This window comes from Arthrobacter sp. Leaf234 (genome assembly GCF_001422665.1).
Classification (GTDB): domain Bacteria; phylum Actinomycetota; class Actinomycetes; order Actinomycetales; family Micrococcaceae; genus Arthrobacter_D.
Genome location: NZ_LMLU01000001.1, coordinates 1,089,245 through 1,114,531, shown reverse-complemented (window position 1 = coordinate 1,114,531; position 25,287 = coordinate 1,089,245). Strand labels below are relative to the sequence as shown.

24 protein-coding genes are annotated in these 25,287 nt (G+C 70.7%); 5 read left to right on the top strand and 19 right to left on the bottom strand.

Translation table 11 applies throughout. From position 1 onward, the window contains the following. Positions 1-35: 35 nt before the first annotated feature. The 4 genes from ASF21_RS05185 to ASF21_RS05170 all read right to left on the bottom strand — a co-directional run bounded on the left by ASF21_RS05185 (position 36) and on the right by ASF21_RS05170 (position 4,702). The gene (locus ASF21_RS05185; protein ID WP_082471241.1) at positions 36-965 is read right to left on the bottom strand and encodes a carbohydrate ABC transporter permease; all 930 of its coding nucleotides are present in this window, start codon (positions 963-965) and stop codon (positions 36-38) included. A 3-nt stretch (positions 966-968) separates the two neighbouring features. Beyond that, on the bottom strand, positions 969-1,919 hold the full coding sequence (locus ASF21_RS05180; RefSeq protein WP_055767669.1) for a carbohydrate ABC transporter permease: 951 nt from the start codon (positions 1,917-1,919) through the stop codon (positions 969-971). A gap of 100 nt (positions 1,920-2,019) precedes the next feature. Beyond that, positions 2,020-3,372, bottom strand: coding sequence for an ABC transporter substrate-binding protein (locus tag ASF21_RS05175; RefSeq protein WP_055767668.1), 1,353 nt, complete (start codon positions 3,370-3,372; stop codon positions 2,020-2,022). 310 nt (positions 3,373-3,682) lie between these two features. Continuing rightward, positions 3,683-4,702 carry a LacI family DNA-binding transcriptional regulator gene (locus tag ASF21_RS05170; protein ID WP_055767665.1) on the bottom strand — a complete coding sequence of 340 codons (1,020 nt, stop codon included), beginning with the start codon at positions 4,700-4,702 and terminating at the stop codon, positions 3,683-3,685. 140 nt (positions 4,703-4,842) lie between these two features. On the opposite strand from ASF21_RS05170, the gene ASF21_RS05165 reads away from it, so the two are divergent. Further along, positions 4,843-6,117, top strand: a complete 1,275-nt coding sequence (locus ASF21_RS05165; RefSeq protein ID WP_055767661.1) for an FAD-binding protein — start codon at positions 4,843-4,845, stop codon at positions 6,115-6,117. A 22-nt stretch (positions 6,118-6,139) separates the two neighbouring features. Here ASF21_RS05165 and ASF21_RS05160 read toward each other — a convergent pair whose 3' ends face one another. Further along, on the bottom strand, positions 6,140-7,003 hold the full coding sequence (locus ASF21_RS05160; RefSeq protein WP_055767658.1) for an MBL fold metallo-hydrolase: 864 nt from the start codon (positions 7,001-7,003) through the stop codon (positions 6,140-6,142). A 134-nt stretch (positions 7,004-7,137) separates the two neighbouring features. Continuing rightward, the gene (locus ASF21_RS05155; RefSeq protein WP_200914771.1) at positions 7,138-7,872 is read right to left on the bottom strand and encodes a YczE/YyaS/YitT family protein; all 735 of its coding nucleotides are present in this window, start codon (positions 7,870-7,872) and stop codon (positions 7,138-7,140) included. A 61-nt stretch (positions 7,873-7,933) separates the two neighbouring features. On the opposite strand from ASF21_RS05155, the gene ASF21_RS05150 reads away from it, so the two are divergent. Further along, a complete protein-coding gene (locus ASF21_RS05150) occupies positions 7,934-9,346 on the top strand; it encodes a PLP-dependent aminotransferase family protein (RefSeq protein ID WP_055767655.1) in 1,413 nt (470 codons plus the stop codon). A gap of 69 nt (positions 9,347-9,415) precedes the next feature. On the opposite strand, the gene ASF21_RS05145 is transcribed toward ASF21_RS05150, so the two are convergent. Both ASF21_RS05145 and ASF21_RS05140 read right to left on the bottom strand, forming a co-directional pair. Continuing rightward, complete coding sequence (locus ASF21_RS05145; protein ID WP_414826598.1) at positions 9,416-11,980, bottom strand: ABC transporter; 2,565 nt, start codon at positions 11,978-11,980, stop codon at positions 9,416-9,418. Beyond that, entirely contained in the window at positions 11,977-12,252 is a 276-nt protein-coding gene (locus ASF21_RS05140; RefSeq protein ID WP_055767653.1) for an NAD(P)H-dependent oxidoreductase, read from the bottom strand. The genes ASF21_RS05145 and ASF21_RS05140 overlap by 4 nt, the downstream gene beginning before the upstream one ends. 123 nt (positions 12,253-12,375) lie before the next feature. Between ASF21_RS05140 and ASF21_RS05135 the strand changes: the two genes are divergently transcribed. Continuing rightward, positions 12,376-12,651: a hypothetical protein gene (locus tag ASF21_RS05135; protein ID WP_055767650.1), complete on the top strand. Its 276-nt coding sequence runs from the start codon at positions 12,376-12,378 to the stop codon at positions 12,649-12,651. 24 nt (positions 12,652-12,675) lie between these two features. Here the strand turns inward: ASF21_RS05135 and ASF21_RS05130 are convergent, their stop codons facing one another. Genes ASF21_RS05130 through pdhA form a run of 3 tightly spaced genes read right to left on the bottom strand, consistent with a single transcriptional unit; the run spans position 12,676 to position 16,551 of the window. Next, entirely contained in the window at positions 12,676-14,265 is a 1,590-nt protein-coding gene (locus ASF21_RS05130) for a 2-oxo acid dehydrogenase subunit E2 (RefSeq protein ID WP_055767647.1), read from the bottom strand. Position 14,266: 1 nt separating this feature from the next. After that, a complete protein-coding gene (locus ASF21_RS05125; RefSeq protein WP_082471240.1) occupies positions 14,267-15,343 on the bottom strand; it encodes an alpha-ketoacid dehydrogenase subunit beta in 1,077 nt (358 codons plus the stop codon). Then, positions 15,340-16,551: a pyruvate dehydrogenase (acetyl-transferring) E1 component subunit alpha gene (gene pdhA / locus ASF21_RS05120; RefSeq protein ID WP_082471239.1), complete on the bottom strand. Its 1,212-nt coding sequence runs from the start codon at positions 16,549-16,551 to the stop codon at positions 15,340-15,342. The genes ASF21_RS05125 and pdhA overlap by 4 nt, the downstream gene beginning before the upstream one ends. A gap of 206 nt (positions 16,552-16,757) precedes the next feature. Here pdhA and ASF21_RS05115 point away from each other — a divergent pair, with 206 nt between their 5' ends. Next, positions 16,758-17,201 (top strand): Lrp/AsnC family transcriptional regulator, encoded by a 444-nt coding sequence (locus ASF21_RS05115; RefSeq protein WP_055767641.1) that lies wholly within the window; start codon positions 16,758-16,760, stop codon positions 17,199-17,201. A gap of 79 nt (positions 17,202-17,280) precedes the next feature. On the opposite strand, the gene ASF21_RS05110 is transcribed toward ASF21_RS05115, so the two are convergent. Together ASF21_RS05110 and ASF21_RS05105 are read right to left on the bottom strand one after the other, a co-directional pair. Continuing rightward, on the bottom strand, positions 17,281-17,937 hold the full coding sequence (locus ASF21_RS05110) for a dihydrofolate reductase family protein (RefSeq protein ID WP_055767638.1): 657 nt from the start codon (positions 17,935-17,937) through the stop codon (positions 17,281-17,283). Between the two features lie 81 nt (positions 17,938-18,018). Further along, a complete protein-coding gene (locus ASF21_RS05105; RefSeq protein WP_055767635.1) occupies positions 18,019-19,245 on the bottom strand; it encodes a MalY/PatB family protein in 1,227 nt (408 codons plus the stop codon). Between the two features lie 574 nt (positions 19,246-19,819). Here ASF21_RS05105 and ASF21_RS05100 point away from each other — a divergent pair. Continuing rightward, the gene (locus tag ASF21_RS05100; RefSeq protein ID WP_055767632.1) at positions 19,820-20,545 is read left to right on the top strand and encodes a hypothetical protein; all 726 of its coding nucleotides are present in this window, start codon (positions 19,820-19,822) and stop codon (positions 20,543-20,545) included. A gap of 133 nt (positions 20,546-20,678) precedes the next feature. Here the strand turns inward: ASF21_RS05100 and ASF21_RS05095 are convergent, their stop codons facing one another. Genes ASF21_RS05095 through paaA form a run of 6 tightly spaced genes read right to left on the bottom strand, consistent with a single transcriptional unit; the run spans position 20,679 to position 25,285 of the window. Continuing rightward, complete coding sequence (locus tag ASF21_RS05095) at positions 20,679-21,458, bottom strand: enoyl-CoA hydratase/isomerase family protein (protein ID WP_055769179.1); 780 nt, start codon at positions 21,456-21,458, stop codon at positions 20,679-20,681. A gap of 41 nt (positions 21,459-21,499) precedes the next feature. Then, positions 21,500-22,630 carry a 1,2-phenylacetyl-CoA epoxidase subunit PaaE gene (gene paaE, locus ASF21_RS05090; RefSeq protein ID WP_055767629.1) on the bottom strand — a complete coding sequence of 377 codons (1,131 nt, stop codon included), beginning with the start codon at positions 22,628-22,630 and terminating at the stop codon, positions 21,500-21,502. Then, the gene (gene paaD, locus ASF21_RS05085) at positions 22,630-23,139 is read right to left on the bottom strand and encodes a 1,2-phenylacetyl-CoA epoxidase subunit PaaD (protein WP_414826597.1); all 510 of its coding nucleotides are present in this window, start codon (positions 23,137-23,139) and stop codon (positions 22,630-22,632) included. Before paaD ends, paaE begins: the two co-directional genes overlap by 1 nt. Continuing rightward, positions 23,136-23,960 carry a 1,2-phenylacetyl-CoA epoxidase subunit PaaC gene (gene paaC, locus ASF21_RS05080; protein WP_055767624.1) on the bottom strand — a complete coding sequence of 275 codons (825 nt, stop codon included), beginning with the start codon at positions 23,958-23,960 and terminating at the stop codon, positions 23,136-23,138. Before paaC ends, paaD begins: the two co-directional genes overlap by 4 nt. Next, entirely contained in the window at positions 23,957-24,304 is a 348-nt protein-coding gene (gene paaB / locus ASF21_RS05075; protein ID WP_055767621.1) for a 1,2-phenylacetyl-CoA epoxidase subunit PaaB, read from the bottom strand. Before paaB ends, paaC begins: the two co-directional genes overlap by 4 nt. Beyond that, positions 24,305-25,285: a 1,2-phenylacetyl-CoA epoxidase subunit PaaA gene (gene paaA / locus ASF21_RS05070; RefSeq protein ID WP_055767618.1), complete on the bottom strand. Its 981-nt coding sequence runs from the start codon at positions 25,283-25,285 to the stop codon at positions 24,305-24,307. Positions 25,286-25,287 lie beyond the last annotated feature (2 nt).

Sequence of the window (25,287 nt, the reverse complement as noted above, 5' to 3'; positions counted from 1 at the left end):
GCGGTGTCATGGGTCGGTGGGGGCGGGTGCCCGGGCTACTTGAGCGAGCCCAGGGACAGTCCGCCCTGCCAGTACTTCTGGAGGGACAGGAAGGCGATGATCAGCGGGATGATCGAGATGAAGGCACCCGTGGTGATGAGGTTCCACAGCGCCTCGCCGCCGCTGCCGGCGTTGGAGAGGGCGGTCCAGCCGTTGAGTCCCACCGTGACGGGGAGCAGCAGCGGGTCGCTGAGGACCGCGAGCGGCAGGAAGAAGTTGTTCCAGGTGCCGACGACGGAGAGCAGGAGCACCGTGACGATGGCCGGGCGGAGCAGCGGCAGCGCGATGGTGAAGAACGTCCGGAGTTCCCCCGCCCCGTCGATCCGTGCGGCATCGAGCAGTTCGTCCGGCACCGCCTCCTGGGCGAAGACCCGCATGAGGTAGACGCCGAAGGGGCTGAGGAGCGACGGGAGGATGACGGCCCAGATGGTGTTGACGAGGCCCACTTCGCTGAGCAGGACGAACGTCGGGATGACGAGCGCCGTCAGCGGGACCATGACCGCGCCCAGGAGGACGCCGAAGAAGGCGCCCCGGCCGCGGAACCTGTACTTGGCGAAGCCGTAGCCGGCGAGGACCGCGAGGACCGTCGCTCCCACACCACCGGAGATCGCATACAGGAACGAGTTGCCGAGCCACCGCCAGTAGATGCCGTTCTGGCGGTCGAACAGGCCCTGCACGTTGTCGACGAAGTGGAACTCGTCGTCGAACCACAGTGGTCCGCCCGAGCCGCTGAAGAGGCCGGCGGTGTCCTTGGTGCTCGCGACGGTCAGCCACCAGATGGGGGTGATGAAGTAGATGACGAGGATGAGCAGGAAGATGTGCGAGCCGATGCGAGGTCCGCCGCTGCGGGCCCTGGTGCGCGACGCCGTGCTCCGGCCCCTGCCGCCCTGCTGCTTCGGATCGAGCGTGTCGGTGACGAGTGCCATGGCTTATTTCAGTCCGCTCTGCTTGCGGGTCAGGAAGAGGAAAAAGAAGGAGAACACGAAGACCACGATGCCGAGGGCGAAGGAGATGGCCGAGGCGTAGTTGAACTGGCTGTAGGAGAAGGCCAGCGAGAACGCGTACATGTTCGGTGTGTAGTCCGTGGGGATGGCACCCTGCGCCACCCCCCGCAGCACCTGTGGTTCGGTGAAGAACTGGAGGGTCCCGATCAGCGCGAAGATCACCACCATCACGAGCGACGAGGAGATCATCGGCACCTTGATGCGCGTGGCGATCTGCCGGTCCGAGGCGCCGTCGAGCACGGCCGCCTCGTAGATGCCGGGGTCGATGCCCCGCAGTGCCGCGTAGATGATGATCATGTAGTAGCCGGCCCACTGCCAGGTGACGATGTTCACGAGGCTGCCGAAGATGCTGTCCTGCGCGAGGAAGTTCGGCGCCTCGGCCCCGAACAGGGCGAAGACCGTACTCGCGGGACCGAAGCGCGGGCTGTAGAGGAAGCCCCACATGAGCGCGCCGATGACCACTGGCACGGCATAGGGGATGAAGATCATCAGCCGGGAGAACTTCGACGCCCAGGTGGCCAGGTTGTCGAGGACGAGCGCGGCGATCAGCGCCACGATCATCTGCGCCGGGATCATGATGAGCCCGAACTTCGCGACCGTGAGCAGTCCGTCGAGGAAGAGCGGATCGGTGAAGGCCTTGGCGTAGTTCGCGAATCCCACGAATCTGTCGCCGGTGGCGAGCGTGCTCGTGAACAGGCTCATCCGGAAGGCGAAGACGAGCGGTAGGACCAGGAAGGTCAGGAAGATCAGGGCGAAGGGTGCGACGAACAGCCATCCCCAGCGTTGGCGGCGCCGGTAGTTCCTGTCCGGTCGGTGCTTGACCTGCTGGTGTGCCTCGGCGCGGTGTGACGACGTCGGCGCGGTGGTCGTGGCCATGGTGGTCTTTCCTCGGGGATCGGAACGGATGTGGGGTGGAGGTCTCCGCAGGGACCGGGACGCAGGGTGCCCGTCCTGGAGCGGGCACCCTGCCGGCAGGCTACGTGAGCGTGAAGCCCTGCTCGGTGGCGTACTGCTCGAGCGAGGCCTGCAGGTCGTCGAGTGCCTGGCTCGCGTCCTTCTCGCCCTGGACCATCGCGTAGATCTGCACCGTCAGCTGGTCGTAGGCGTAGTTCTGGAAGGGGCTGAACGTGGCGCCCTCGTAGCCGGCAGCGGCGTCGAGGAACACGTCCTTATTGATCTGCTGCCCGCCGAAGAACTCGTACTCCTTGGTGGCGAACTCGTCGGATTCCAGGACCGGCGCGTAGGAGGGGAACAGGGCGCCCGCGTCGACGCCGAGGTTCATGCCTTCCTCGTTCCCGAAGATGCCCATGGCCACCTTCGCGGCGAGCTCCTTGTCGGAGGCCTGCTCGGTCACCGCGAAGGTCGAGCCGCCCCAGTTGACCTGCACCGGGTTCGCAGCGTCCCACTGCGGAAGCGGCGCTGCACGCCAGACCGCGGTCGGGTCGGCGTCCGAGAGACCCTGCAGGTATCCGGGCCCCCAGGCCGCCGCGAGATACACGGCGTAGGAACCGTCGACCAGCTTGGTGTTGTAGTCGGCGGTGAAGGCGTCATCGGTGGCCACGAGACCGTCCTTGACGAGTCCCTCCCAGTACTCGAGCACCTTCTTGGCGCCGTCGTCGTTCACAGTGATGCCGATCTCCTGCGGGTTCGCGGAGTCGTACTCGAACGGGACGGACCCGGCCTGGGCGAAGAGCGCCTGGTTGAACGCGCGGCCGTTGGTCGGGAAGTCGGCCATGACCGCGCCGTCGCCCGAGTCCTTCAGGGTCTGCGCGGCCGCCTCGAACTCCTCCCAGGTGGTCGGCACCTCGATGCCCGCGGCGTCGAAGATGTCCTGGCGGTAGAGCATGCCCATGGGTCCGCCGTCGACCGGGATCGCGTACACGGCGTCGCCGCTCGATGCGTCCTCCCAGGCACCCTCGGCGTAGTCCCCCTCGACGTCGTTCGCGCCGAACTCGGTCAGGTCCACGAGGGCGTCGCGGATGGTGAAGCTGGAGAGGACCTCGGACTCGAGCTGGATGACGTCAGGGGCACCGGACCCGGACTCGATCGACGTCGAGAACTTCGTGTACTCGTCATTGCCCTGACCTGCGTTCGTCCAGCAGATCTGGACGTCGTCATTGGCGTTGTTGAAGGTGTCGACCACCTGGTCGAAACCGGGGTACCAGGCCCAGACGGTCACCTGGGGAGCCTCGGCGTTGACGACGGTGTTGGTGCAGGAGGCCGCTTCGGAGCCCCCTCCTCCGCCGCCGGATTCCCCTCCGGAGCAGCCGGTCAGTGCTACGGCGGTGGCGGCGGCGATGCCGACCGATGCCAGGAACGTGGCTTTCATATCGTGTGCTTCCTCTCGCGGTGGCGTTCCACCGTGGCCAGCCCGTGGGCGGCCGGTCCAGGTGCTGCAGGGAGGAGGATCACCGGGGCACCCGGATGGCGTGCCCGCTCGAATCTTCCTTGATCCGGGTCCCGTCCTCCTGCGCGCCGACCTCCGGTGGAGAGGTATGGAGCAGGTCTCGGTTCCGTCGTTTACATCGTTGTAGGTAAACGATGTAGAAGAAGCATGCAGAGTGAGGCGGGTCACTGTCAAGCAGGTGCTGCAAGGAATCTCCCCCGGCGTCGGAACCGCGGCCCGCGACGCGGGCAGCTCAGCCGGGCAGCGCGGAGGACTCGCGCTCGATCACCTGGTAGCGGGCTTCGAATTCGCGGGGAGGCGTATCACCGTCGCGCCGGGAGATCCGCTCCTGCAGCACCCGGACCGCGGTGTCCGCGATCTCGACCCTGCCCGGGTCGATGGTGGAGAGGGTCGGCAGGGAGTACCGCCCCTCGTCGAGGTCGTCGAACCCGATGACGGCGACATCGTCGGGTATCCGCCGCCCCGCCTCCTGCAGAACCCGCATGGCACCGAGCGCCAGGGTGTCGTTCATGCCGAACATCGCGTCGAACTCCACCCCCGATTCGAGGAGCTCGCGCATGGACGTCGCCCCATTGGCACGGTGCCAGAAGGTGGTGTGGCCGACGAGGGCGGGATCGAAGGGGATCCCCGCCTCCTCGAGTGCCTGCTGGTAGCCGCGCAGGCGGAGACCGGCCGAGCCGATCACCTCCCCCCGGTGACCGCCGACGACGGCGATGCGCCGCCGCCCCTTCGAGATGAGGTGTGCTGTCGCGGCCCGCGCCGATTCCACGTTGCTCATGGTCACGTGGTCGGTGGGGCCGCCGAAGATCCGTTCACCGAGCAGGACGAGCGGGAAGTTGACGTCGAGGTAGTGGGCGTCCTCGTTCGACATGCCGAGCGGACTGAAGAGCAGGCCGTCGGTCATCTGCAGCCGTGGGCTCCGCAGGATCTCCAGCTCGCGTGCCCGGTCACCGCCGCCGGTCTGCTCGATGAGGACCTTGAGCCCCCGCCGCTCGGCTGCCGTGATGACGGCATCGGCCAGTTCGGCGAAGTAGCTGAGGGACAGTTCGGGGACGGCGAGGCCGATCACGCCGGTCCTGCCCGACCGGAGGCTGCGTGCCGAGAGGTTGGGACTGTACCCGAGCTCGTCGATGGCCTCCATGACCCGCTGCTTGGTGTCGGCCCGGATGTGCTGGTAGTCGTTGATGACGTTCGAGACGGTCTTGATCGAGACGCCGGCCGCCAGGGCGACGTCCTTCAGTGTGGCCGCCATAGCGCTCCCTCGATCCGCCGGTGATGCCCTGTACGTCACGCGTCCCGCGAGTCTACAACGTTGTAGGATTGCCGGGCACCCTACCGCTTGTGTCCCGCGGCTCCTTTCCCGCCGGCGCGACCCTGCCAGACAAGGACACCATGATCGAGGAACAGGCACGGGACCGGCTCAACTGGGCGGGCAACCATACGTATGCCGCCGAGGCGATCGAGCACCCCACCACGCTCACGGAGCTGCAACGGGCCGTCGAGGGAGGCACCCGCGTCAGCGCCCTCGGCTCCCGCCACTCCTTCAACGACATCGCGGACAGCCCGGGCACCCTCGTGTCGCTGGACGTCATGGACCCTGCCGTCTCGGTCGATCCGGAGGCCCTCACGGTCACGGTCGGCGCGGGCGTACGGTACGGCGTCCTCGCCGAGCACCTGCAGCGCGGCGGCTACGCGCTGCACAACCTCGCCTCCCTCCCCCACATCTCCATCGGTGGTGCCATCGCGACAGCCACCCACGGATCGGGGGACCGCAACGGTAACCTCGCAACCGCCGTCGTGGGCCTGGAGATCGTCACGGCCTCCGGTGACGTCCTCACCGTCACGCAGGGCGACGACGATTTCGACGGCATAGTGGTGGGCCTCGGCGCCCTCGGGGTGGTGCACCGCGTGACGCTGCGCATCGAGCCGACCTTCGAGGTCCGTCAGGACGTCTTCACGGACGTCCCGTGGGACGCCGTGCTCGCCGACTACGACGCCGCCACCTCCGCCGCCTACAGCGTCAGCCTCTTCACGGACTGGACCGGCGGCACCATCGGTCAGGCCTGGCTGAAGAGCCGCGTCGACAGCGGGACCGCCGTCCCCACGGACTTCTTCGGCGGCAGGCCGGCAGAGGCCGCCCTGCATCCGGTGCCGGGTGTGGCCGCGGACCACTGCACGCAGCAGCTCGGCGTCGCAGGACCGTGGTCGGACCGCCTGGCCCACTTCCGCCTCGCCTTCACCCCCAGCAACGGCGAGGAACTGCAGACCGAGTATCTCGTGGGCCGCCAACACGCCGTCGCGGCCATCGAGGCCGTACGCGCCCTCGCGCCACGCATCACGCCGCTGCTGCAGGTCTCGGAGATCCGCTCGATGGCCGCGGACGGGCTCTGGCTCAGCAACAACTACCAGCGGGCCGGCATCGGCCTCCACTTCACCTGGAAGCCCGCCCAGCCCGAGGTCGAGGCGCTGCTGCCGGAGATCGAGGCCGCCCTGGCGCCGTTCGCCATGCGTCCGCACTGGGGCAAGCTGTTCACTGCTGATGCCGCCCGGCTGGCCCCGCTCTATCCGCGCTTCGACGACTTCCGCGCCCTGGCCGCACGCATGGATCCCGAGGGCAAATTCCGCAACGCCTTCCTGGACCGGACCGTCTTCGGCGCGACCGCCTAGGTCCTCGGGCCACCCGGCCGGGTCAGTGCTTGCGTGTCAGCCACGTCCAGTGGGCCAGCGTGCGCAGGCGGATCAGCAGGGCGCGCGACTGCTCGGGGCCGTACGGGAGGATCGGGATGGCTTTCGTCATGTCCACGGAGGCCTCGTCCATGGCGAGCCGGGTCACGCGGATGGCGCTGCGCATCTTGTTCATCTGCGTGGTGACCTCCGCGACGCCGACGGGGGCTCCGTGACCGGGGACGAACACGTCGTAGAGGTCCTCCAGCGCCACCATCTTCCCGAGCGTCCGCACCCAGTCCACGGGGAAGGAGTCCTCGAACGCCGGATCCGCACCCTCCTCCACGAGGTCACCCGTGAAGAGGACGTTCCCGGCGCCGACGAGCAGGTCGTGGTCCGTGTGGCCGCGGCCAAGGTGGAAGAGGGTCACCGACACCTCCCCCAGGTCGAGGTCCACGGGCGTGCCCTCCACGAGCCGGTTGGCCGGGAGGATCTGCGTGTGGTCGCCATCGCCCGCGCCCATGGCCGGTTCGACGACGGCGACCAGCGTCCGCTGGTCCTCGCCGGTCTCACCCTGCGCGGTGCTGCACCTCGCGGTGGCCCAGAAGTCCTCCACACCCTGTGCGGCGAAATAGGCGTTGCCGAAGAAGTGATCCGCGTGCGCGTGCGTGTTGACCACGATCAGGGGCAGATCGGTGATGCCCCGGACCTGCCCGTACACCTCGGCGGCCCCGACGGGACCCGCACCGGCGTCGACCACCAGGGCGCGCTCGCGCCCGACGACGAGGCCCACGTTCATCCGGAAGCCGGGAGTCGGGAGCTGGTAGATGCCCGGCGCGAGCTCGCGCCAGGGGCTGCGGGTCTCGGCACTGGGGACGTCGGCGGTCATGGGGTCCTCTCGGTCGCGGCAGGACTCCCAGTCTAGGTCTGCCGGGTCCGCCCGCCGGGGAGCAGGCCGGGACCTCGTGGCGCGAGGAGCCCATCCGGCAACCCCACCGGGCGTCGGAGCGGGGATCTGCGGCGTCAGGTCCCGGCAGTCGCGGTGTCCGGGGCGGTGTCCGGGGCGGTGTCCGGGGCGGTGTCCGGGGCGGTTTCCGGGGCGGTGTCCGGGGCGGTGTCCGGGGCGGTGTCCGGGGTGGTGTCCGGGGTGGTGTCCGGGGCGGACCGTGGGCGCTCCGGCACCCGGAAGACCGGCAGCGCGAGGTTGATCAGGGGCCCGATGAGGAGCGCGAAGGCGACGGTGCCCAGCCCCACGGTCCCGCCGAGCAGCCAGCCCAGCACCAGCACCGTGCCCTCGATGCCGGTGCGGACCAGCCAGATGGGCAGGCCGCTGCGCGCGTGGATGCCCGTCATCAGTCCGTCGCGGGGTCCGGGGCCCAGGCGGGCACCGATGTAGAGGCCGCTGGCGACGGCGAGGAGCACCAGCCCGCCGGTGAACAGCAGGATCCGCGCCCACAGCTGGGTGGGCTCGGTGAGCAGTGCCAGGCCGATCTCCGCGCTCGGCCCCACGAGCGCGACGTTGAGGACGGTGCCGATGCCCGGGCGCTGCCGCAGCGGGATCCAGAGGAGCAGGACGATCAGGCCGATGATGTTGGTCATGAAACCGAAGGGGATGCCGGTCCGGAGGGACCCGCCCTGCCCGAGGACGTCCCACGGCGAGACGCCGAGGGTCGCCCGGATCATCATCGCGAGGGACAGGCCGTAGAGGAAGAGTCCGAGCAGCAGTTGCAGTCCGCGCCGGACACCGAGGAAGGTCATGCCTTCAGTAGAACCTGTCATTGGACTGACAACAAGATGCCAATCATGGGATGGTGGCTCCATGATGGTCCTCACCGCGCGGCGCCTCGCCGCGGAACTCGGCTCCTGGCGGACCGCCGGGCCCGCCTACGCTGCACTGGGCGACCGCATCCGCCTGCTCACCCTCGACGGCCGGATCCCCCTCGGGTCACGGCTACCGGCCGAGCGGGAACTCGCGGTGCAGCTCGCGGTCAGCCGCACGCTCGTCGCCGCCGCCTACGCGCGCCTGCGCTCGGCCGGGTACGTGCAGAGCATGCGCGGCTCGGGATCCGTGGTGTCGATGCCGGGACGCGGCGCCCCGGTGCACGACGACGGGGGCTCCGGCGTCGTGTTCGACCTCAGCAAGGCGGCGCTGCCCGCCGCCCCGCAGGTCGGCGAAGCAGCCGCGCGTGCCGCCGCCGAGCTGCCCGCCTACCTCAACGGTGACGGCTACGACCTGCTCGGCCTCCCCCGGCTGCGGCAGGCCCTCGCGGACCGGTACACCGCCCGCGGCGTACCGACCGAGCCCGGGCAGCTCATGGTGACCCTCGGCGCGCAGCACGCCATCTCGCTCCTCGCGCGGACCTGGCTGACACGCAGCGACACCGTCCTGGTCGAGGCCCCGAGCTATCCGCACGCGTACGAGGCGCTCCGCGCGGCCGGCCGGCGGCTCGTCCCCGTCTCCGTCGGCGCGGGGGACGGCTGGGACGACGACGGCCTGGAGCAGGCCTTCGACCGGGCACGGCCCGCCCTCGCCTACGTGATGCCGGACTTCCACAACCCCACCGGGGCCGTGATGCCGCCCGGTCAGCGCGAGCGCCTCATGTCCGCCGCGGCGCGGGCTGGCACGGTGGTCGTGGCGGACGAGACGATGGCCGAGCTGCGGATCGAGGGCGACGCCGAGCCGCCCCTCGCGGCGTTCGGTCCCGCCGTGCTGATCGGCTCCATGGGCAAGACCGTCTGGGGCGGGCTGCGTATCGGCTGGATCAGGGCCGAGCGCGAGGTGATCCGGCGGCTCGTGCAGTCACGGTACGCGCAGGACCTCGGGACGCCGATCCTCGAGCAGCTGATCGCCCTCGAGATGCTCGGGGACTACGACGCGCTGCTCCGGTTCCGGGCGCAGCAGCTCGACGACGGACAGCGGGAGCTCGGCCGGCTCCTCGCCGCACAGCTGCCGGGCTGGGACGTACCGCGCGTCTCGGGCGGCCTGTGCACCTGGGTCAATCTCGGCGCCCCGGTCAGCTCGGAGCTCGCCCTCGCCGCGCGCGACCGCGGCCTGCTGCTCGGAGCGGGTCCCCGCTTCGGCATGGGCGGCGTGTTCGAGCGCTTCCTCCGCGTCCCCTTCAGCTATCCGGCTGAGGACACCCGACGGGCCGTGGGAATCCTCGCCGGGGCGTGGGCCTCCCTGGATGGCAGCAGGTCCGCGCGCGACGACTTCGCCCCCGCGCTGGTCTAGCCCGCGCACCGGCACCGGCCGAAGCACTCGGCCCGCCGCACGACGTCGCCGCGGCGCGGGCCCGGCGCGTCACACCCGTTGCGCGGGCGCCGACCGATGACCAGACAGGTGGAGTGCGAGATAGGGCGCCGTGGCGCTCGTCCCCGCGTCGAGGCGCGCGACGTCAGCAGGCGTCCCCGCCGCGACGATCGACCCGCCCGCCGACCCGCCGCCGGGCCCGAGGTCGATCACCCAGTCGGCCGCGGCCACCACGGACATGGTGTGCTCCACGACCACGACGGTGTTCCCCGCGTCCACGAGTGTGCGCAGCTGGGTGAGGAGCAGGACGACGTCGGCCGGGTGCAGGCCCGTGGTCGGCTCGTCGAGCAGGTACAGGGTGTGCCCGCGGCGGGCGCGCTGCAGTTCCGTGGCGAGCTTGATCCGCTGGGCCTCGCCCCCGGACAACTCTGTGGCCGGCTGGCCGAGGCGGAGGTAGCCCAGGCCCACCTCGCGGAGCGTGGCGAGGGAGCGCGCTGCGGCGGGGACGTTCGCGAGGAAACCGGCGGCGTCGTCGACCGTCAGGGCGAGCACGTCGGCGATGCTGCGGCCGTCCAGCGTGACCGCGAGCGTCTCCTCGTTGTAGCGCGCGCCGTGGCAGGTGGGGCACGGCCCGTAGCTCCCGGGCAGGAAGAGCAGCTCGACGGACACGAAACCTTCGCCCTGGCACGTCTCGCAGCGGCCGCCCTGCACGTTGAAGGAGAAGCGACCCGCTCCGAAGCCCCGGGCCCGGGCCTCGTCCGTCGCGGCAAAGGCCTTCCGCACGGCGTCGAAGAGCCCCGTGTAGGTGGCGAGGTTGGATCGCGGCGTCCGCCCGATCGGCTTCTGGTTGACGCTGACGAGCCGGTCGACGGCCTCGAGGCCGCTGATGCCCGCAGCCGGCGGCTCTGCCGCGCCGGCCTGACCGTCGGCGTCGTCGTCGTCGTCGATCTCCTCCGGGGTGTCGTTGCGCACGTGCGCCCCGACGGCCTCGGCCAGGACCGTACTGACCAGGGTCGACTTCCCGGAACCGGACACCCCGGTGACCGCCGTCAGCACGCCGACCGGGATCTCGGCGTCGAGTCCCGCGAGGTTGTGGCGGTGGATGCCGGTCAGGCGCAGCCAGCCCGCGGGCGCACGCGGTGCGGGAGGACCGGCGTCCGCGGAGCCGCTTCCGGCGAGGAACGGTGCCGTCACCGATGCCGGGATGGCGGCGAGGCCGTCGACCGGGCCGCTGTAGAGGACGGTGCCGCCGCCCTCGCCCGCACCCGGGCCCACGTCGACGATCCAGTCCGCGTGGCGCACCACGTCCATGTTGTGCTCGACGACGAACACCGAGTTGCCGGCGTCCTTGAGCTCCTCGAGGACGGCCAGGAGCGGCTCGACGTCGGCCGGATGAAGGCCCGCCGAGGGCTCGTCGAGGACGTAGACCACGCCGAACAGGCCGGAGCGGAGCTGGGTGGCGATCCGGAGCCGCTGCATCTCCCCGGGTGAGAGCGTGGGCGTGGCGCGGCCGAGGCTGAGGTAGCCGAGCCCGAGGTCCACGAGTGTGCCGAGCCGCTGCACGAGGTCCCTGCTGATGGTCACCGACACCTCCGTCCCCTCCCCCGAGGTCCACGACCGGTGGGCTGCGGACGGGTGGTCGAGGGTCGCCGCCGGTTCGAGGTGCGCCGCCAGCTCCGCCAGCGGCAGGGCGTTGGCCTCGGCGATCGAGAGGCCGGCGAACGTCACCGCGAGCGCCTCCGGCCGCAGCCCGCTCCCGCCGCAGACCCCGCACGGCCCGGATTCCATGAAGGGCAGGACGCGCTCGCGCATCTGCTGGCTCTTGGAATCGTGCAGGGTGTGCAGCACGTAGCTCTTCGCGCTCCAGAAGCGCCCCTTGTAGGGCTTGGCCACGCGGTCCCGCTGCGGGGTCACCTCGACCACGGGCTGCTCCTCGGTGAACAGGAGCCACGTCCTCGCCTCCTCCGGCAGCTCGCGCCACGGGACGTCGATGTCATGGCCCAGTTCGCTCACGACGTCGCGCAGGTTCTTGCCCTGCCAGGCTCCCGGCCACGCGGCGATGGCGCCGTCGCGGATGCTGAGCGTCGGATCGGGAACGAGGGACTGCTCCGTGACGTCGCGGGCTATTCCGAGCCCATGGCAGCGCGGGCAGGCTCCGGCCGCGGTGTTCGGTGAGAAGGCGTCGGACTCGAGCCGTCCGGCGGCGTCCGCCGGGTACGTGCCGGCCCGGGAGTAGAGCATCCGCAGGGAGTTCGACAGCGTGGTCAGCGTGCCGACGGTCGAGCGGGCGCTCGGGGTGCCGCGCCGCTGCTGGAGGGCGACGGCGGGAGGCAGCCCGGTGATCGAGGCGACGTGCGGGGTGTGGCCCTGCTGGATGAGCCGCCGCGCGTACGGGGCCACGGACTCCAGGTAGCGGCGCTGGGCCTCGGCGTAGATGGTCCCGAACGCGAGGGAGGACTTGCCCGAGCCCGAGACACCCGTGAAGGCGACGACGGCGTCGCGGGGGCAGTCAACGTCGACTCCGCGCAGATTGTTCTCGGTGGCGCCGAGGACCCGGACGAAGCCGGGCCGGCTGGTCGGCGTGCCGGACGGGATGCTTTCGGTCGATTCGATCACCGGTCCCACCCTACGGTCCCCCACGCCCCCGTGCGCACCTCCCCGGGCCTCGGAGCACCCCGCGCGCGGCGAGCGGGGTAGCCGAGATGCGGGCCGTCGTCGTCGGAGGCACACCCGCCGATGAAGACCCGGTCGATCCACCCCGTGGGGATCGCCGGCATGGACCACCAGTACACGGGGACGACGAGCACCACGTCCGTCACGGCGTCGAGCCGTTCCTGCTCGCGCAGGACGGACGGCCTGGGCACCCGTTCACCGGGTGCGTCGTGCACAGGGCCGGGTGTTGCCCGGGACGGTCGGCGGCGGATCATAGGTCGCGCCGCCGTCGAGCGGAAGGTATCGACCGGCACGATCCGCACGTCGCGACCGACTGCACGCCTTCCTAGGCTCGAGCGATGGCTGACATCGACGAAGAGTTCCCGACGCTGGACGATCTCAACCCCGACAACGACGCCCTGCCGCGGCCCTCGCCCCGGACCCACGGCAAGTCCGACGACCACGTGGACGACGACGCCCTGGCGCTCGCCACCGAACGCGAGGAAGTGGCACTGGGCCTGAAGGACTATGTCCCGGACGACGTCCCCGATGCCACGGATCCGCTGCCCCCGGAGGCAGCTTCGGAGGCCGACCTCGCCCAGCGCGGTCTGCTGGGAGACCCCGGCGAGGGCTGACCGGACAGCGTTCGCCGCGGCCGGTCAGAGGTCGGCCAGCATCCCGCCCGGGTTCTCCATCGCGTCGGCGACGAAGCGGAGGAACCCACCGGCCGTCCCGCCGTCGCACACCCGGTGGTCGAACGCGAGCGTCAGCTCGGTCACCTTCCGCACGGCGAGCTCACCGTCGACCACCCAGGGGCGGTCCAGGATGCGCCCCATGCCGAGGATCGCCGATTCCGGGTAGTTGATGATCGCGGCGCTGCCATCCACTCCGAAGACGCCGTAGTTGTTCAGCGTGAAGGTACCGGAGGACAGGTCGGACGGTGTCGCCTTCCCGGTGCGCGCCAGGGCAGCCAAGCGCCGGATCTCGGTGTCGAGTTCACGCGCCGACAGGGTGTCGGCGCGTCGGACGCTCGGCACCACGAGACCTCGGTCGGTCTGTGCTGCGATGCCGAGGTTCACGCCGTCCACGCGCACGAGCTCCTGCGTGCCGTCCTCGCCCGTGGTGATCCTGCTGTTCAGCGCGGGATAGCGTGCCAGGCCCGCGACCACGAAGCGCGCCACGAAGGCGAGGATGCCGGGGACGGCGTCGGGCGTGCGCCGTTTGATCCCGTCGCGGAGTTCCACGAGGGCCGTGACGTCGACATCCACCCACACGGTCGCCTCGGGGATCTCCCGCCGGCTCCGCGACATGGCGTCCGCGATCGTCCGGCGCACGCCGCGCAGTGGTGTCCGCTCGAGGACGGCTAGGCCGGACCGTGAGTCACGGGACACCGATGCCTCCGCGGGGGGCGCCGGCGTGTCGGGACCATCGGTCAGGTCGGAGGGGCTGACGTGCGCGGCGATGGCGGCATCGATGTCGCGCCGGAGGATCAGGCCCTTCTCCCCCGACCCGCGGACGTCGTCGAGCCTGACGCCGTGGTCGCGGGCGAGCTTGCGCACGAGCGGCGAGACGCACAGGGGTGCGCGCCGCTCGGGGGCCGCACCCGGGTCGGTCGGCGTGTGGGCCGGCGTCCCGGCCGGAGTGCGGGCAGGACCCTGGGCCGGAGCCTGCCCGGGAAGGTGCGCGGATGCGATCGCCGGGCTGCTCGTCGAATCAACAGCACCTTCGAGCGCCGGCCGCGTGCCTGTCGGGACCGCACCCTTCCGCGGTCGCGTCCGGCCGCCGGTCAGCCCACCCGGGGTGCCGTACCCGATGAGGACGTTCCCGGACCCCTCGCTCACGACCGGCGACCGCTCGTCGGGGCGAGTCGCGGACGCCGGGACACCGGAATCCTCTCGAAGCTCCTCGGCGGCGCCGTCGATCGCCGCGGCATCGGAGGTGACCGCGGCATCAGGGGTAGCTGCGCCGGATCCTGATACGAGAGCCCCCTCGGGCCGCACGGACAGGAAGGGGGCGCCGACGTCGAGCACCTCGCCCGGCCGCCCGTGGAGGACGGCGACCGTTCCCGCGAAGGGCGACGGCACCTCGACCACGGACTTGGCGGTCTCGACCTCGGCGATCGCCTGGTCGACGACGACGGTGTCCCCCTCCGCGACGAGCCAGGACACCAGCTCGGCCTCCGTGAGGCCCTCGCCCAGGTCGGGGAGCATGAAGACGAGGAGCTTCTCGGCAACGGTCGGCGTGCTCATGTCAGTCCTCCCACTGCAGCTGGTCGACGGCGTCCAGGATGCGGTCCACGCTCGGCAGGTAGAAATGCTCCAGCTTGGGTGAGGGGTAGGGGATGTCGAAGCCGGTGACGCGGAGCACGGGCGCCGCCAGCGAGTGGAAACAGCGCTCCTGCACGCGGGCCACGATCTCCGACGCCACCGACGCGAATCCTGGGGCCTCGGCCACCACGACGGCGCGGCCGGTGCGCCGGACGCTCTCGCAGACGGTCTCGTCGTCGAAGGGCACGATGGAGCGCAGGTCGATGACCTCGATCGAGCGCCCCTCCTCGGCGGCGGCAACCGCAGCGGCGAGCGCCGTGGGCACGGACGGCCCGTAGGTGATGAGCGTGGCGTCGGTCCCCGCGCGGGCGACGACGGCGCGGCCGATCCGCCGGGGCGCCTGACCGTCGTCGTACGTGCGGCGGAGCTCCGCGAGGTCCACCTCCTCCTTCGACCAGTACAGCTTCTTCGGCTCGAGGAAGACGACGGGGTCCGGGGAGGCGATGGCCTCGCGCAGCATGAAGTAGGCGTCGCGCACCGTGGCGGGAGCCAGCACGGTGAGGCCCGGCGTGTGCGCGTAGTAGGCCTCGGAGGAGTCGCAGTGGTGCTCCACGCCGCCGATCCCGCCGGCGTAGGGAATCCGGATGACGATCGGCAGGCGCACCTTGCCGCGGGTCCTGTTCGGCATCTTCGCGACATGGCTCACCACCTGCTCGAAGGCCGGGTAGGCGAAGGCGTCGAACTGCATCTCGACCACGGGCTTCATGCCGTTCATCGCCATGCCCACGGCCATGCCCATGATGCCGGCCTCGGCGAGCGGGGTGTCGAAGCACCGCTCCTCGCCGAACCGGGCGGTGAGTCCGTCGGTGATGCGGAAGACCCCGCCGAGCCTCCCGACGTCCTCGCCGAACATGAGCACGGCGGAATCGGCCTCCATGGCGTCCGCGAGGGCTGCGTTGAGGGCCTTCGCGAACGTCGAGGTGGATCGCGGCGCGGGTGGCACGACGCCGGCCTGCCGGTCCTGGGTTGCGCGGGCGGGCGCCTCCGTGGTCTGCGTCATGGCCGGTCCCCCTTCGCCTGGTCGCCGGCGCCGGGTGCGTCGCCGGCGTCGTCCGCAGCGGGGTCGGCGCCGCGCGCCAGTTCCTCGCGCAGCTGCTCCGCCTGCTCGCGCAACTGCGACGTCTTCTCGGTGTACACGTACTCGAAGAGCTCTGCCGGATTCACGTCGACCTCCGTGTTGAGTCCCTGGCGGATGGCGGCCGCGATGCGCTCCGCCTCGTCGGAGAGCGTGCGCTCCCCGTCATCGGTCAGCAGGTTCAGGCCCCGCAGGTAGGTGCGCATCCGCAGGAGGGGATCGCGCGGCACCCACTGCTCGACGTCGTCGGCCGAGCGGTAGCGGGTGGCGTCGTCGGCGTTGGTGTGCGCCTGCATGCGGTAGGTGTGTGCCTCGATGAGCGAGGGGCCCCCGCCGTCACGCGCGCGGTCCACGGCGGAGCCGAGGACGGAGAGGAGGGCAGCGAGGTCGTTCCCGTCCACCCGCTCGCCCGGCATGCCGTAGCCGATGGCCTTGTGCGCCAGCGACGGCGCCACGGTCTGGCTCGAGAGCGGCACCGAGATGGCGAACTCGTTGTTCTGGATGAAGAAGACCACGGGGACGTGGAACACGGCGGCGAAGTTCAGGGCCTCGTGGAAGTCCCCCTCGCTGGTCGCACCGTCACCGCACATGGCGAGGACCACGGTCGGCTCACCGCGCAGCTTCGCGGCGTGCGCCACACCGACGGCATGCAGCAGCTGGGTTGCGAGCGGGGTGGCCTGCGTGGCGACGCGGTGCTCGTAGGGGTCGTAGCCGCCGTGCCAGTCGCCGCGCAGGAGCGTCAGGACCTCGAGCGGATCGACGCCGCGCGTAATGACCGCGACCGTGTCGCGATAGGTGGGGAACAGCCAGTCCTCCTCGTCCAGCACGACGGCGGCGGCCACCTGGCACGCCTCCTGTCCGTGCGAGGACGGATAGACCGCCATGCGGCCCTGGCGCACGAGTGCATTCGCCTGGTCGTTGATCCGGCGGCCCGTCACGAGCCGGCCGTAGACCCCGAGCAGGCGCTCACCGTCGGGGAGGGGGTAGCGGTCGTCGTGCGTGTGCCGCCCCTCGGGGTCGATCAGTTGCACCGGGCGGGCCGATGGGAGGAGCGCGCGGTCTGCCGCCGACGTCGTCCCGTCCTCCGCGGGCACGCCCATCATGCCCCTGCCCTTGTTCGTTGCCGTACTCATGTCCGCCTCCGTCACCGGCCGCTGCAGCGGCGCGTCGATCCCGCGTGCCGGGAGCCCCGGCGCTGGATGCTGTGTCGCTCCAGTATGGCCATCGGTTCTCTTTTGTATCCAGAGAGCAGCAGAAGTCTGGATCTTCGAAGCCGAGGAGGAGTATTGTTTGGACGAATTGTCAGTGTGAGCTGCATTACGCGAAGGAGCGTGGACAGGTGGCGGACGGAAAGCTCGACGACGTCGACCGGAGGATCCTCGCCGAACTGACGCGGGACGGACGGCAGTCCGTCACGTCGGTCGCCGAGCGGGTGCACATCTCCCGTGCACACGCCTACTCGAGGATCGCGAAACTCACCGAGGACGGCGTCCTCACCCGGTTCACGGCCATCATCGATCCCGCGAAGGCAGGCCTCCGCTCCTCCGCCTACGTCACCCTGAAGGTCCGGCAGCACTCCTGGCGCGAGCTCAGGGACAAACTCCGCGACGTCCCGGAGATCCACCACATCGCCCTGGTGGGCGGGGACTTCGACGTCATCCTCCTGGTGCGGGCCGAGGACAACGTGGGCCTGCGGCGCGTGATCTTCGACCAGCTGCAGTCCATGCCCGGAGTGCTCGACACCCAGACGTTCCTGGTCTTCGAGGACCTGGACACGCGCTGAGGGCATCCGCCGCCGTACAGCCGTTCCCGTCGGAGGACGGGCGGTCACGGCGGTCACCGCGACCGGCGAGGACGGGCGGTCACCGCGCCCTGCGGGTAAGGATCAGATGGACCACGCCGGAGGGGGACGGCGTGGCTTCGATGGCGAAGCGCTGCTCGAGTCCTTCGAGAGAATCCCAGAGGCGTTCGCCCCGCCCGAGGAGGATCGGTACGAGGACGATGTGCAGGTGGTCGATGAGGTCGGCCTCGAGGAACGCGCGGACCGTGGTGACGCCGCCGCCGATCCGCACGTCGAGGCCTCCGGCCAGCCCGCGTGCCTGCGCGAGCGCGGCCGCCGGCTCCGCATCGACGAAGTGGAACGTCGTCCCACCCTCCATCTCGAGCACGGGCCGCGGATGGTGCGTGAGGACGACGACGGGCGTGTGGAAGACGGGATTCCCGCCCCACCACCCCTTCCACTCGTGGTCCTCCCAGGGGCCGCGGTGGGGTCCGAACTTGTTGCGGCCCATGATCTCCGCGCCGATACCGGGTTTCCAGGCGCTCGCGAAGGCCTCGTCGACGCCGGAGGAACCCGCCGACTCCCCGTGCAGGCCCATCGCGCGGAAGGTGCGGGTCTCGAACGCCCATTCGACGAGCCGCGAGCCCGCATGCCCGAACGGGGCCTCGAGCGTCTGGCCCTCCCCGGTGCCGAACCCGTCGAGGGAGATGGAGAAGTTGTGCACGCGGACGAGGGACATGGCAGCTCCTGGGTGCTGGTGGCGTGGACCCACTGTAGGGCCTGCCGCGTCCCGGGTCACCCGATGCTGCACACCCGGCTCCTAGCCGCCCGGCCGGGACGTCTCGCGAACGTCCAGCGCCCGCGCCATCCGGTCCACCGCTTCGGTGACGACGGCGCGCGACGTCGCGAAGTTGAACCGGACATGACCTCCCCCGCCGGCGCCGAAGACATGGCCCGAACTCAGGGCGACCCGGGCGTGGTCGAGGAAGAACCGTGCCGGACCGGCCAGGTCGGTCACGATGCCCGGGGCACCGTCCGCGGCAGGGTCATGAAGGCCCAGCGGGCGGCAGTCCAACCAGGCGAGGTAGGTCCCTTCGGGCGGACGCAGGCCGATCTGCGGGAGCCGCTCCCCGACGAGCCCGCGCAGCAGCGTCCTGTTGTCCGCCAGTCCTGCGAGCAGTGCGTCCAGCCAGGGCTCCCCCTCGTCGAAAGCGGTGGTGTGGGCGATGACGCCCAGGTGGCTGGCGCCGTGTCCCACTTCCTCGGGCAGGCGCCGGAGGTCGGCCGCCGCCCCGGGACCTGCGACGATCAGCCCCGTCTTCAGGCCGGCGAGGTTCCACGCCTTCGACGCGGCCACCACGGCGAAGCCCTCCTCCGCGCCGGCGACGCTCAGATAGGGCGTGAAGGCGGCACCCGCCAGGACGAGCGGGCTGTGGATCTCGTCCGAGACCACGCGGACGCCGTGGCGGCGCGTCAGGGCTGCCAGCTGCTCCAGCTCGGCGCGGGAGTGGACCGTGCCCGTCGGGTTGTGGGGGTTGCTCATGAGGTAGACGGCGGGCCTGCCTGCTGCCCGGACCTCACCGAACACGCGGTCGAGGGCTTCGAGGTCGAGCCGGCCCGCGTCGGTGCAGGGGGCGTGCCTGATCAGGCGCTGGTCATGCTCCACGAACGCGTAGAACGGCGGGTAGACGGGTGCGCTGACGACGACGGTGTCACCGGGCGACGTCAGGAGCCGGATCACCTCGACGATGCCGAGCATGACGTCGGGCGCGAGGGCGGTGTTCGCCGGATCGACACCGGCCCAGCCCCAACGCCGCCCGGCGAACCCCGCGTAGGCCTCGGCGAGTCCCCGACCGGAGGGGTAACCGGTGTCGCCGCGCTCGATGGCCTGCATGAGGGCTGCGGCGATCGGTTCGGCCAGTCGGACGTCCATCTCGGCGACCCACAGGGGAAGGACGTCCTCCGGGTAGGTCCGCCACTTCACGCTCGTGCGGCGCCGGAGGTCCTCGAGGGACAACTCCTCCAGCGGATTGGCGATACCGGCCATGGTGGCTCCTCCTGTGGGCGATGGGATGACGCCAGCTTGCCACGCCTGCTCCTGCTCCTGCTCCTGCTCCTGCTCCTGCTCCTGCTCCTGACGACCCTCGTCACGGCGCCCCCGCTACCTCGGCGGGGCTACCCATGGTGTTCGCTCCCGCGCCCCTGCATAATGACCGAAGCAGACCCGCGGGGCCGGGTTCGCGGCGTTCCACATGGGGGAGAGAATGACGGATTCAGGGAGCACCGGCGGTCAGGGGCAGGACGACGGAGGGCGCCTCCACGGCGCAGGCGGGTCCGGCGTTCCTCCGACTCCCCCGGGTCCGCTCGGGGCCGGCCCGACTCCTCAGGGCCCCTTCGGCAATGATCCGGGCCACGGTGCGTCCTTCGATGATCTGCCGCGGGCGAACGCCCCCCGCACGGAGAATCTGTGGGCGACACCCGGACCCGGCGACGTCGAGCGGCTCGTTGGGAGCCGGCCCTCCCCGCCGCAATTAACGGGACCAGGCCAGGTTCCGCAGGGCGCCTTCAGCGGGTACGCGTCCGGGCCCGGCGGACCACCTCCGCGCAGGAGGGGCCTGCCGGTGTGGGGCTGGGTCCTCATCGGGGCCGGGACACTCGTGGTCGGCCTGGTCGGCGTGGTGGTGGTCCTCGCAGTCCTCGGTCTCGCCGCGACGTTCACCCCCACGACGGCCTCCGAGACGGGGTTCGCCGCTCCGCCGTCGACGGACGTCCCGGGTGGCCCCGTCCCGGAGATCACCGGCCCCGACCCCGCCGCCGGAACGATCGACGCGCCCGAGCAGCAACCGCTCGAAAGCTCCGCCCTCTTCACCGCTCCGCCGTCCTGGGCGCAGCCGGTGGAGACGTGGACCATGGACGGCCTCCCGGCCGACGGAATCTCCACCTTCAGCAGTCCGAACGGCTGCGACCTCCTGCTGGAGCAGGCGTACATGCCGCCGCTCGACGGTGACGACGACCTCCTGAGCGACGCTCCTGCCACCTCGAGCTACATGGTCTACCTGCTCGAATTCTTCGCGGACCTCGAAGGCGGAACGATCGAGGACCAGGCCGGCGCCGTCCCCCTCAGCATCAACTTCGCCGGCGGACCCACCGTTGACCTCTCGACGACGACGCTCCCGGGCCTCACCCTCGAGGGCGACACCGGGGTGCGCTACATCGCGACCCGCGCCATGCCGGCGAGTGAGGGGGTGGTCACCGCCGTCATGACCTGTCCGCAGGCCGTCCTCGACGCTGACCCGGCCTTCTTCTCCGAGGCGATGGCGCGGCTCTACATCCTGCCGACTCCCTAGGAGCCCCCCACCTCGAAGCGCTCGACCAGTCGGGTCACAGCCGCCGTCGCAGCGAGTATTTACCGGGTAGCGCGGATGGGTGCGCGATCAGTGCGCGACATCACCGGCGGTAGCGCCCGCGACAGGGAACCGGTCAACTGCCGAAGCGCGGAGCCCGCTTCTCCCGGAAGGCCGCGAGACCCTCGCGGTAGTCCTCCGTGCTGCCGAGCACGGCCTGCGCGTCGTTCTCGCCGCGGATGGCGTCCCACAGGCCCAGGCGGTCGTCGCGGATCCGCCCGATGAGCTGTTTCGAGGCGACGAGCGACTGCAGCGGACCGCGGGCGGCCCGGGCGGCCTTCGCCCTCGTGAGGTCCAGGAGGTCCGCCGCAGGCACTGCACGGCTGAAGAGGCCACCGGCCACGGCCTCCGCGCCGGTCATGAGGTCGCCGGTGTACATCAGGTCGAGGGCCCGGTGCGAGCCGAGCCGTTCCATGAACAGCCAGTGCCCGCCGGAGTCGAGCATCAGCCCGAGATTGGCGAAGGGCGAGCCGATCTTGGCGTCCTCGGCGACGTAGACGACGTCGGTCGCGATGAGCAGGCCGAGCCCGACGCCGAGGCACGCACCCTGTGCGGCGGCGAACGTCGGAGCCGGGAAGTCGGCCATCTTCCGGAGCAGGGGCGTCAGGGTGGCATCGAGGAACTCGTACGCGTCGTCGTCCTCGAAGGTGATGGCCCCGAGGTTGCGGCCCGCACAGAAGGCGCGTCCCTCCCCGCGCAGCACGAGGGCTCGGACCGTGCCTTCCCGCACACCGGCTGCGGCGTCGTCGTACGCGGCGGCCAGGTCCTCGAGTGCCTGGGCGTCGACGGCGTTGAGCCGGTAGGGCGCGTCCAGCACCACGTCGGCGATGCCGTCGGCGATCGTCAGCCGGACCATGCTCGTCGATGTGGTGTCCTGTGGTGCGGTCATCGCTGCTCCTAGGCGTCGTAGTCGACGGTGACGGTGTCGCTGGTGGGATGGGCCTGGCAGGTCAGCACGAAGCCCTTCGCCACCTCGTCGGGCTCCAGCGCGTAGTTCTCGGTCATCTCCACGGTGCCCTCGACCACCTTCGCGCGGCACGTGCCGCAGACCCCACCGGCGCATGCGAAGGGGACGTCGGGCCGCACCCGCAGGGCGGCGTTCAGGATGGACTCCCGCGCGTGGGTGGGACTCTGCACGGATCCCCGGAGGCCGTCGAGGTTGAAGGAGATGGTGTAGTTCTCGCCGCTCTCCGCGGGCGCGACCGGTCGGCCGATGCTCCCCTCGGGACGTGTGGGCTCGCCCGTCGTGAACAGCTCGAAGCGGATCTTCTCAGCGGGGACGCCTCGCTCCGCGAGCGCATCCCGGCAGAGCTGCACCAGCTCGAAGGGCCCGCAGAGGAACCACTCGTCCACCCGCTCGGCGGCCAGGACCGTCCCGAGGAGCTTCTCCAACTTCTCGGCGTCGATCCGGCCGGACAGCAGCGGCGAGATGCGCTGCTCCCGGGACAGGACATGGTGCAGCGCGAACCGCGCGGGGTAGCGGTCCTTGAGGTCGGCGAGTTCCTCGAGGAACATCACGTCCATCGCCGCCCGGTTCGCGTAGATGAGGTCGAAGCGGGCATTGGGGCTGCCGGCGAGCATCGACCGTGCGATGGAGATCACCGGCGTGATGCCTGATCCCGCCGCGACGGCGACGAGAGCGACAGCCTGGTCGCCCGGCGTCGTACGCGGGGTGAACTGTCCCAGCGGACTCATGACGTCGAGGGTGTCCCCCGCCGCGAGCGACTCGTTGGCCCACGTCGAGAACACTCCGCCGAGGTCCCGCTTGACGGCCACGCGGAGCTCACCGGGGCGGGGATCGGCACAGATCGAATAGCTGCGCCGGACCTCCTTGGGCTCCCCGTCGACGTCGAGCGTCGCCCGGAGCGCCACGTACTGGCCGGGAAGGTAGTCGTACTTCTCCTGGAGCTCGGCGGGAACGTCGAGGGTGACCTCGACCGCGTCCTCGGTGAGGCGGCGCACCTCGCGGACCGTGAGCGTGTTGAAGGCGCTCCGTCGCTGGGTGGAGGGGGCGAGGACGACGGCCATCAGTGCACCTTGAAGTAGTCGAAGGGTTCCCGGCAGTCGTTGCAGACGTACAGGGCCTTGCAGGAGGTCGAGCCGAAGCGCGTCATCTCGCGGGTGTTGAGCGACGAGCACTGCGGACACTTGACGCTGAGCCCGATCCGGACCGGACCGGCGGCGGCCTTCCCCGTGGGCGGAGCGATGCCGTAGTCCGCCAGTTTCGCCTTGCCGTCGTCGCTCATCCAGTCCGTGGTCCAGGCGGGCGAGAGGACCAGGCGCACGGCGACGTCGTCGTACCCCGCTCCCCTGAGGGCCGCGGTGACGTCGTCGCGGATGGCGTCCATGGCGGGGCAGCCCGAGTACGTCGGCGTGATGGTCACGAGGACCTGCCCGGTCTCCGCGACGTGGGCGTCGCGGAGGATCCCGAGGTCCTCGATCGTGAGGACCGGGATCTCGGGGTCGCAGACCGTCGCGGCGATGTCCCACGCCGCGGCGTCCACGGCGGACGAGGGCCGCAGATCGGTGACGGTCACCACGACGCTCCGGGGTACTCCCTCGCGAGCACCTGGAGTTCGGCGAGGATGTAGCCGAGATGTTCGCTGTGCCGTCCGAGGCGCCCGCCGCCCACGGATCCGGGCACCTGCGGCACGTCCAGATCGGCCTCGGCGAGGACCGCCTGCACCGCCGCGTCGAACGGCGCACGGAGACTGCTCGGGCGGACACCGGCATCACCGAGCTCGTCGACGAGTGGATGATCGGTGAAGAGTTCCTCGACGTACGGCCAGGTCAGCTTGAGACCGGCGATCATCCTGCGGCGCGACTCCTCGGTGCCCTGACCGAGGCGCAGGATCCACTGGATGCTGTGGTCCCGGTGGTAGTCCACCTCCTTGACCGCCTTCGCGGCGATCGCGGCGAGGGTGGGATCGCTGGAATCCACCAGCCGCGAGTAGAGCTCCCACTGGTAGAGGGCGACGACGAACTGCCGCGCGATGGTGCGGGCGAAGTCCCCGTTGGGCTGCTCGACGAGATGGACCGAGCGGAACTCGGGCTCCCGGCGGAAGTAGGCGAGATCGTCCTCGGTCTTGTCCCACGCCCGTCCCGCATAGGTGAGGAAGGACCGGGCGTGGCCGATCTGATCGAGCGCGATGTTGGCGAGCGCCACGTCCTCCTCGAGTTCGGGCGCGCGGGAGATCCACCAGCCGAGCCGCTGCGCGAGGATCAGGGCGTCGTCGCCCAGCCACAGCGCGTACTGCCCGACGGCGTCCGAGGGCTTCGCCTCGAGCAGCGCGATGTCCTCCGGCCGCAGGGCGTTGCCCGGGGTGATGCGGGTCGCGCTGGCGTTGGCCTCGCTCACAGGTGCTTCACTCCCTCGCTCTTGGTGTAGTACGTCGCGTGCCGGTAGTCCTTGCCCTGGGGGGATTCGAAGAACTGGTCCTTCGCGTCGGGATCGCTGGTGATGATCGCCGTCGCCGGGACCACCCACAGGCTCACGCCCTCGTTGCGCCGCGTGTAGAGGTCACGCGCGTTCCGCACGGCCATTTCGGCGTCGGGCGCGTGGAGCGACCCGGCGTGGACGTGGGAGAGCCCGCGCGACGACCGCACGAACACCTCCCAGAGCGGCCAGGCCGCACGCGGTTCCCGCGGACCCGACGACGGTGCCTTCGCGCCGTCGTCGCCCGTGGTCGACCCGCCCGTCACCTACGCCGCCTGCGCGGTCTTGAGGACCTGCTTCTCGGCGTAGGCCGCAGCGGCCTCGCGCACCCAGGCGCCGTCCTCGTGGGCTTCGCGGCGCCGCTCCATGCGCTGGGCGTTGCAGGGTCCACGGCCCGCGAGGACCTCCTTGAACTCGTTCCAGTCCAGGGGCCCGTGCTGCCAGCGGCCGGTCTCCTCGTCGAAGCGCACGTCCTGGTCGGGCAGGTCGAGCCCGAGAACCTTGATCTGCTCGACCATCATGCCGACGAAGCGCGACCGCAGCTCGTCGTTCGAGAAGCGCTTGATGTTCCACTCCATGGACTTCTGCGAGTTGGGCGAGTCCTCGTCCGGCGGACCGAACATCATCAGGGACGGCGCGTACCAGCGGTTCACGGCGTCCTGCGCCATCTGCTTCTGCGCCTCGGTGCCGTTGGCGAGTTCGAGCAGGATCTCGAAGCCCTGGCGCTGGTGGAAGGACTCCTCCTTGCAGATGCGCACCATCGCCCGGCCGTACGGGCCGTAGGACGCACGGCACAGGGGCACCTGGTTGCAGATGGCCGCACCGTCGACGAGCCAGCCGATCGCACCGATGTCGGCCCAGGTGAGGACGGGGTAGTTGAAGATGCTCGAGTAGCGCGCCTTGCCGGCGATCAGGTCCTCGGTCATCTGGTCACGGGGCGTTCCGAGGGTCTCGGCCGCGGAATAGAGATAGAGCCCGTGGCCGGCTTCATCCTGCACCTTGGCCATGAGGACGGCCTTGCGCTTGAGGGACGGCGCGCGCGTGATCCAGTTGGCCTCGGGCTGCATGCCGATGATCTCGGAGTGCGCATGTTGGGAGATCTGGCGCGTCAGCGACTTGCGGTAGTCGGCCGGCATCCAGTCACGGGGCTCGATGCGTGAGTCCTGGGCGATCAGCTCGTCGAATCGGCGCTCACCGGCCGCGTCGTGGTCCTCGCGGCTCCGCGGATCAATCGCTGTCGTCGTCATCG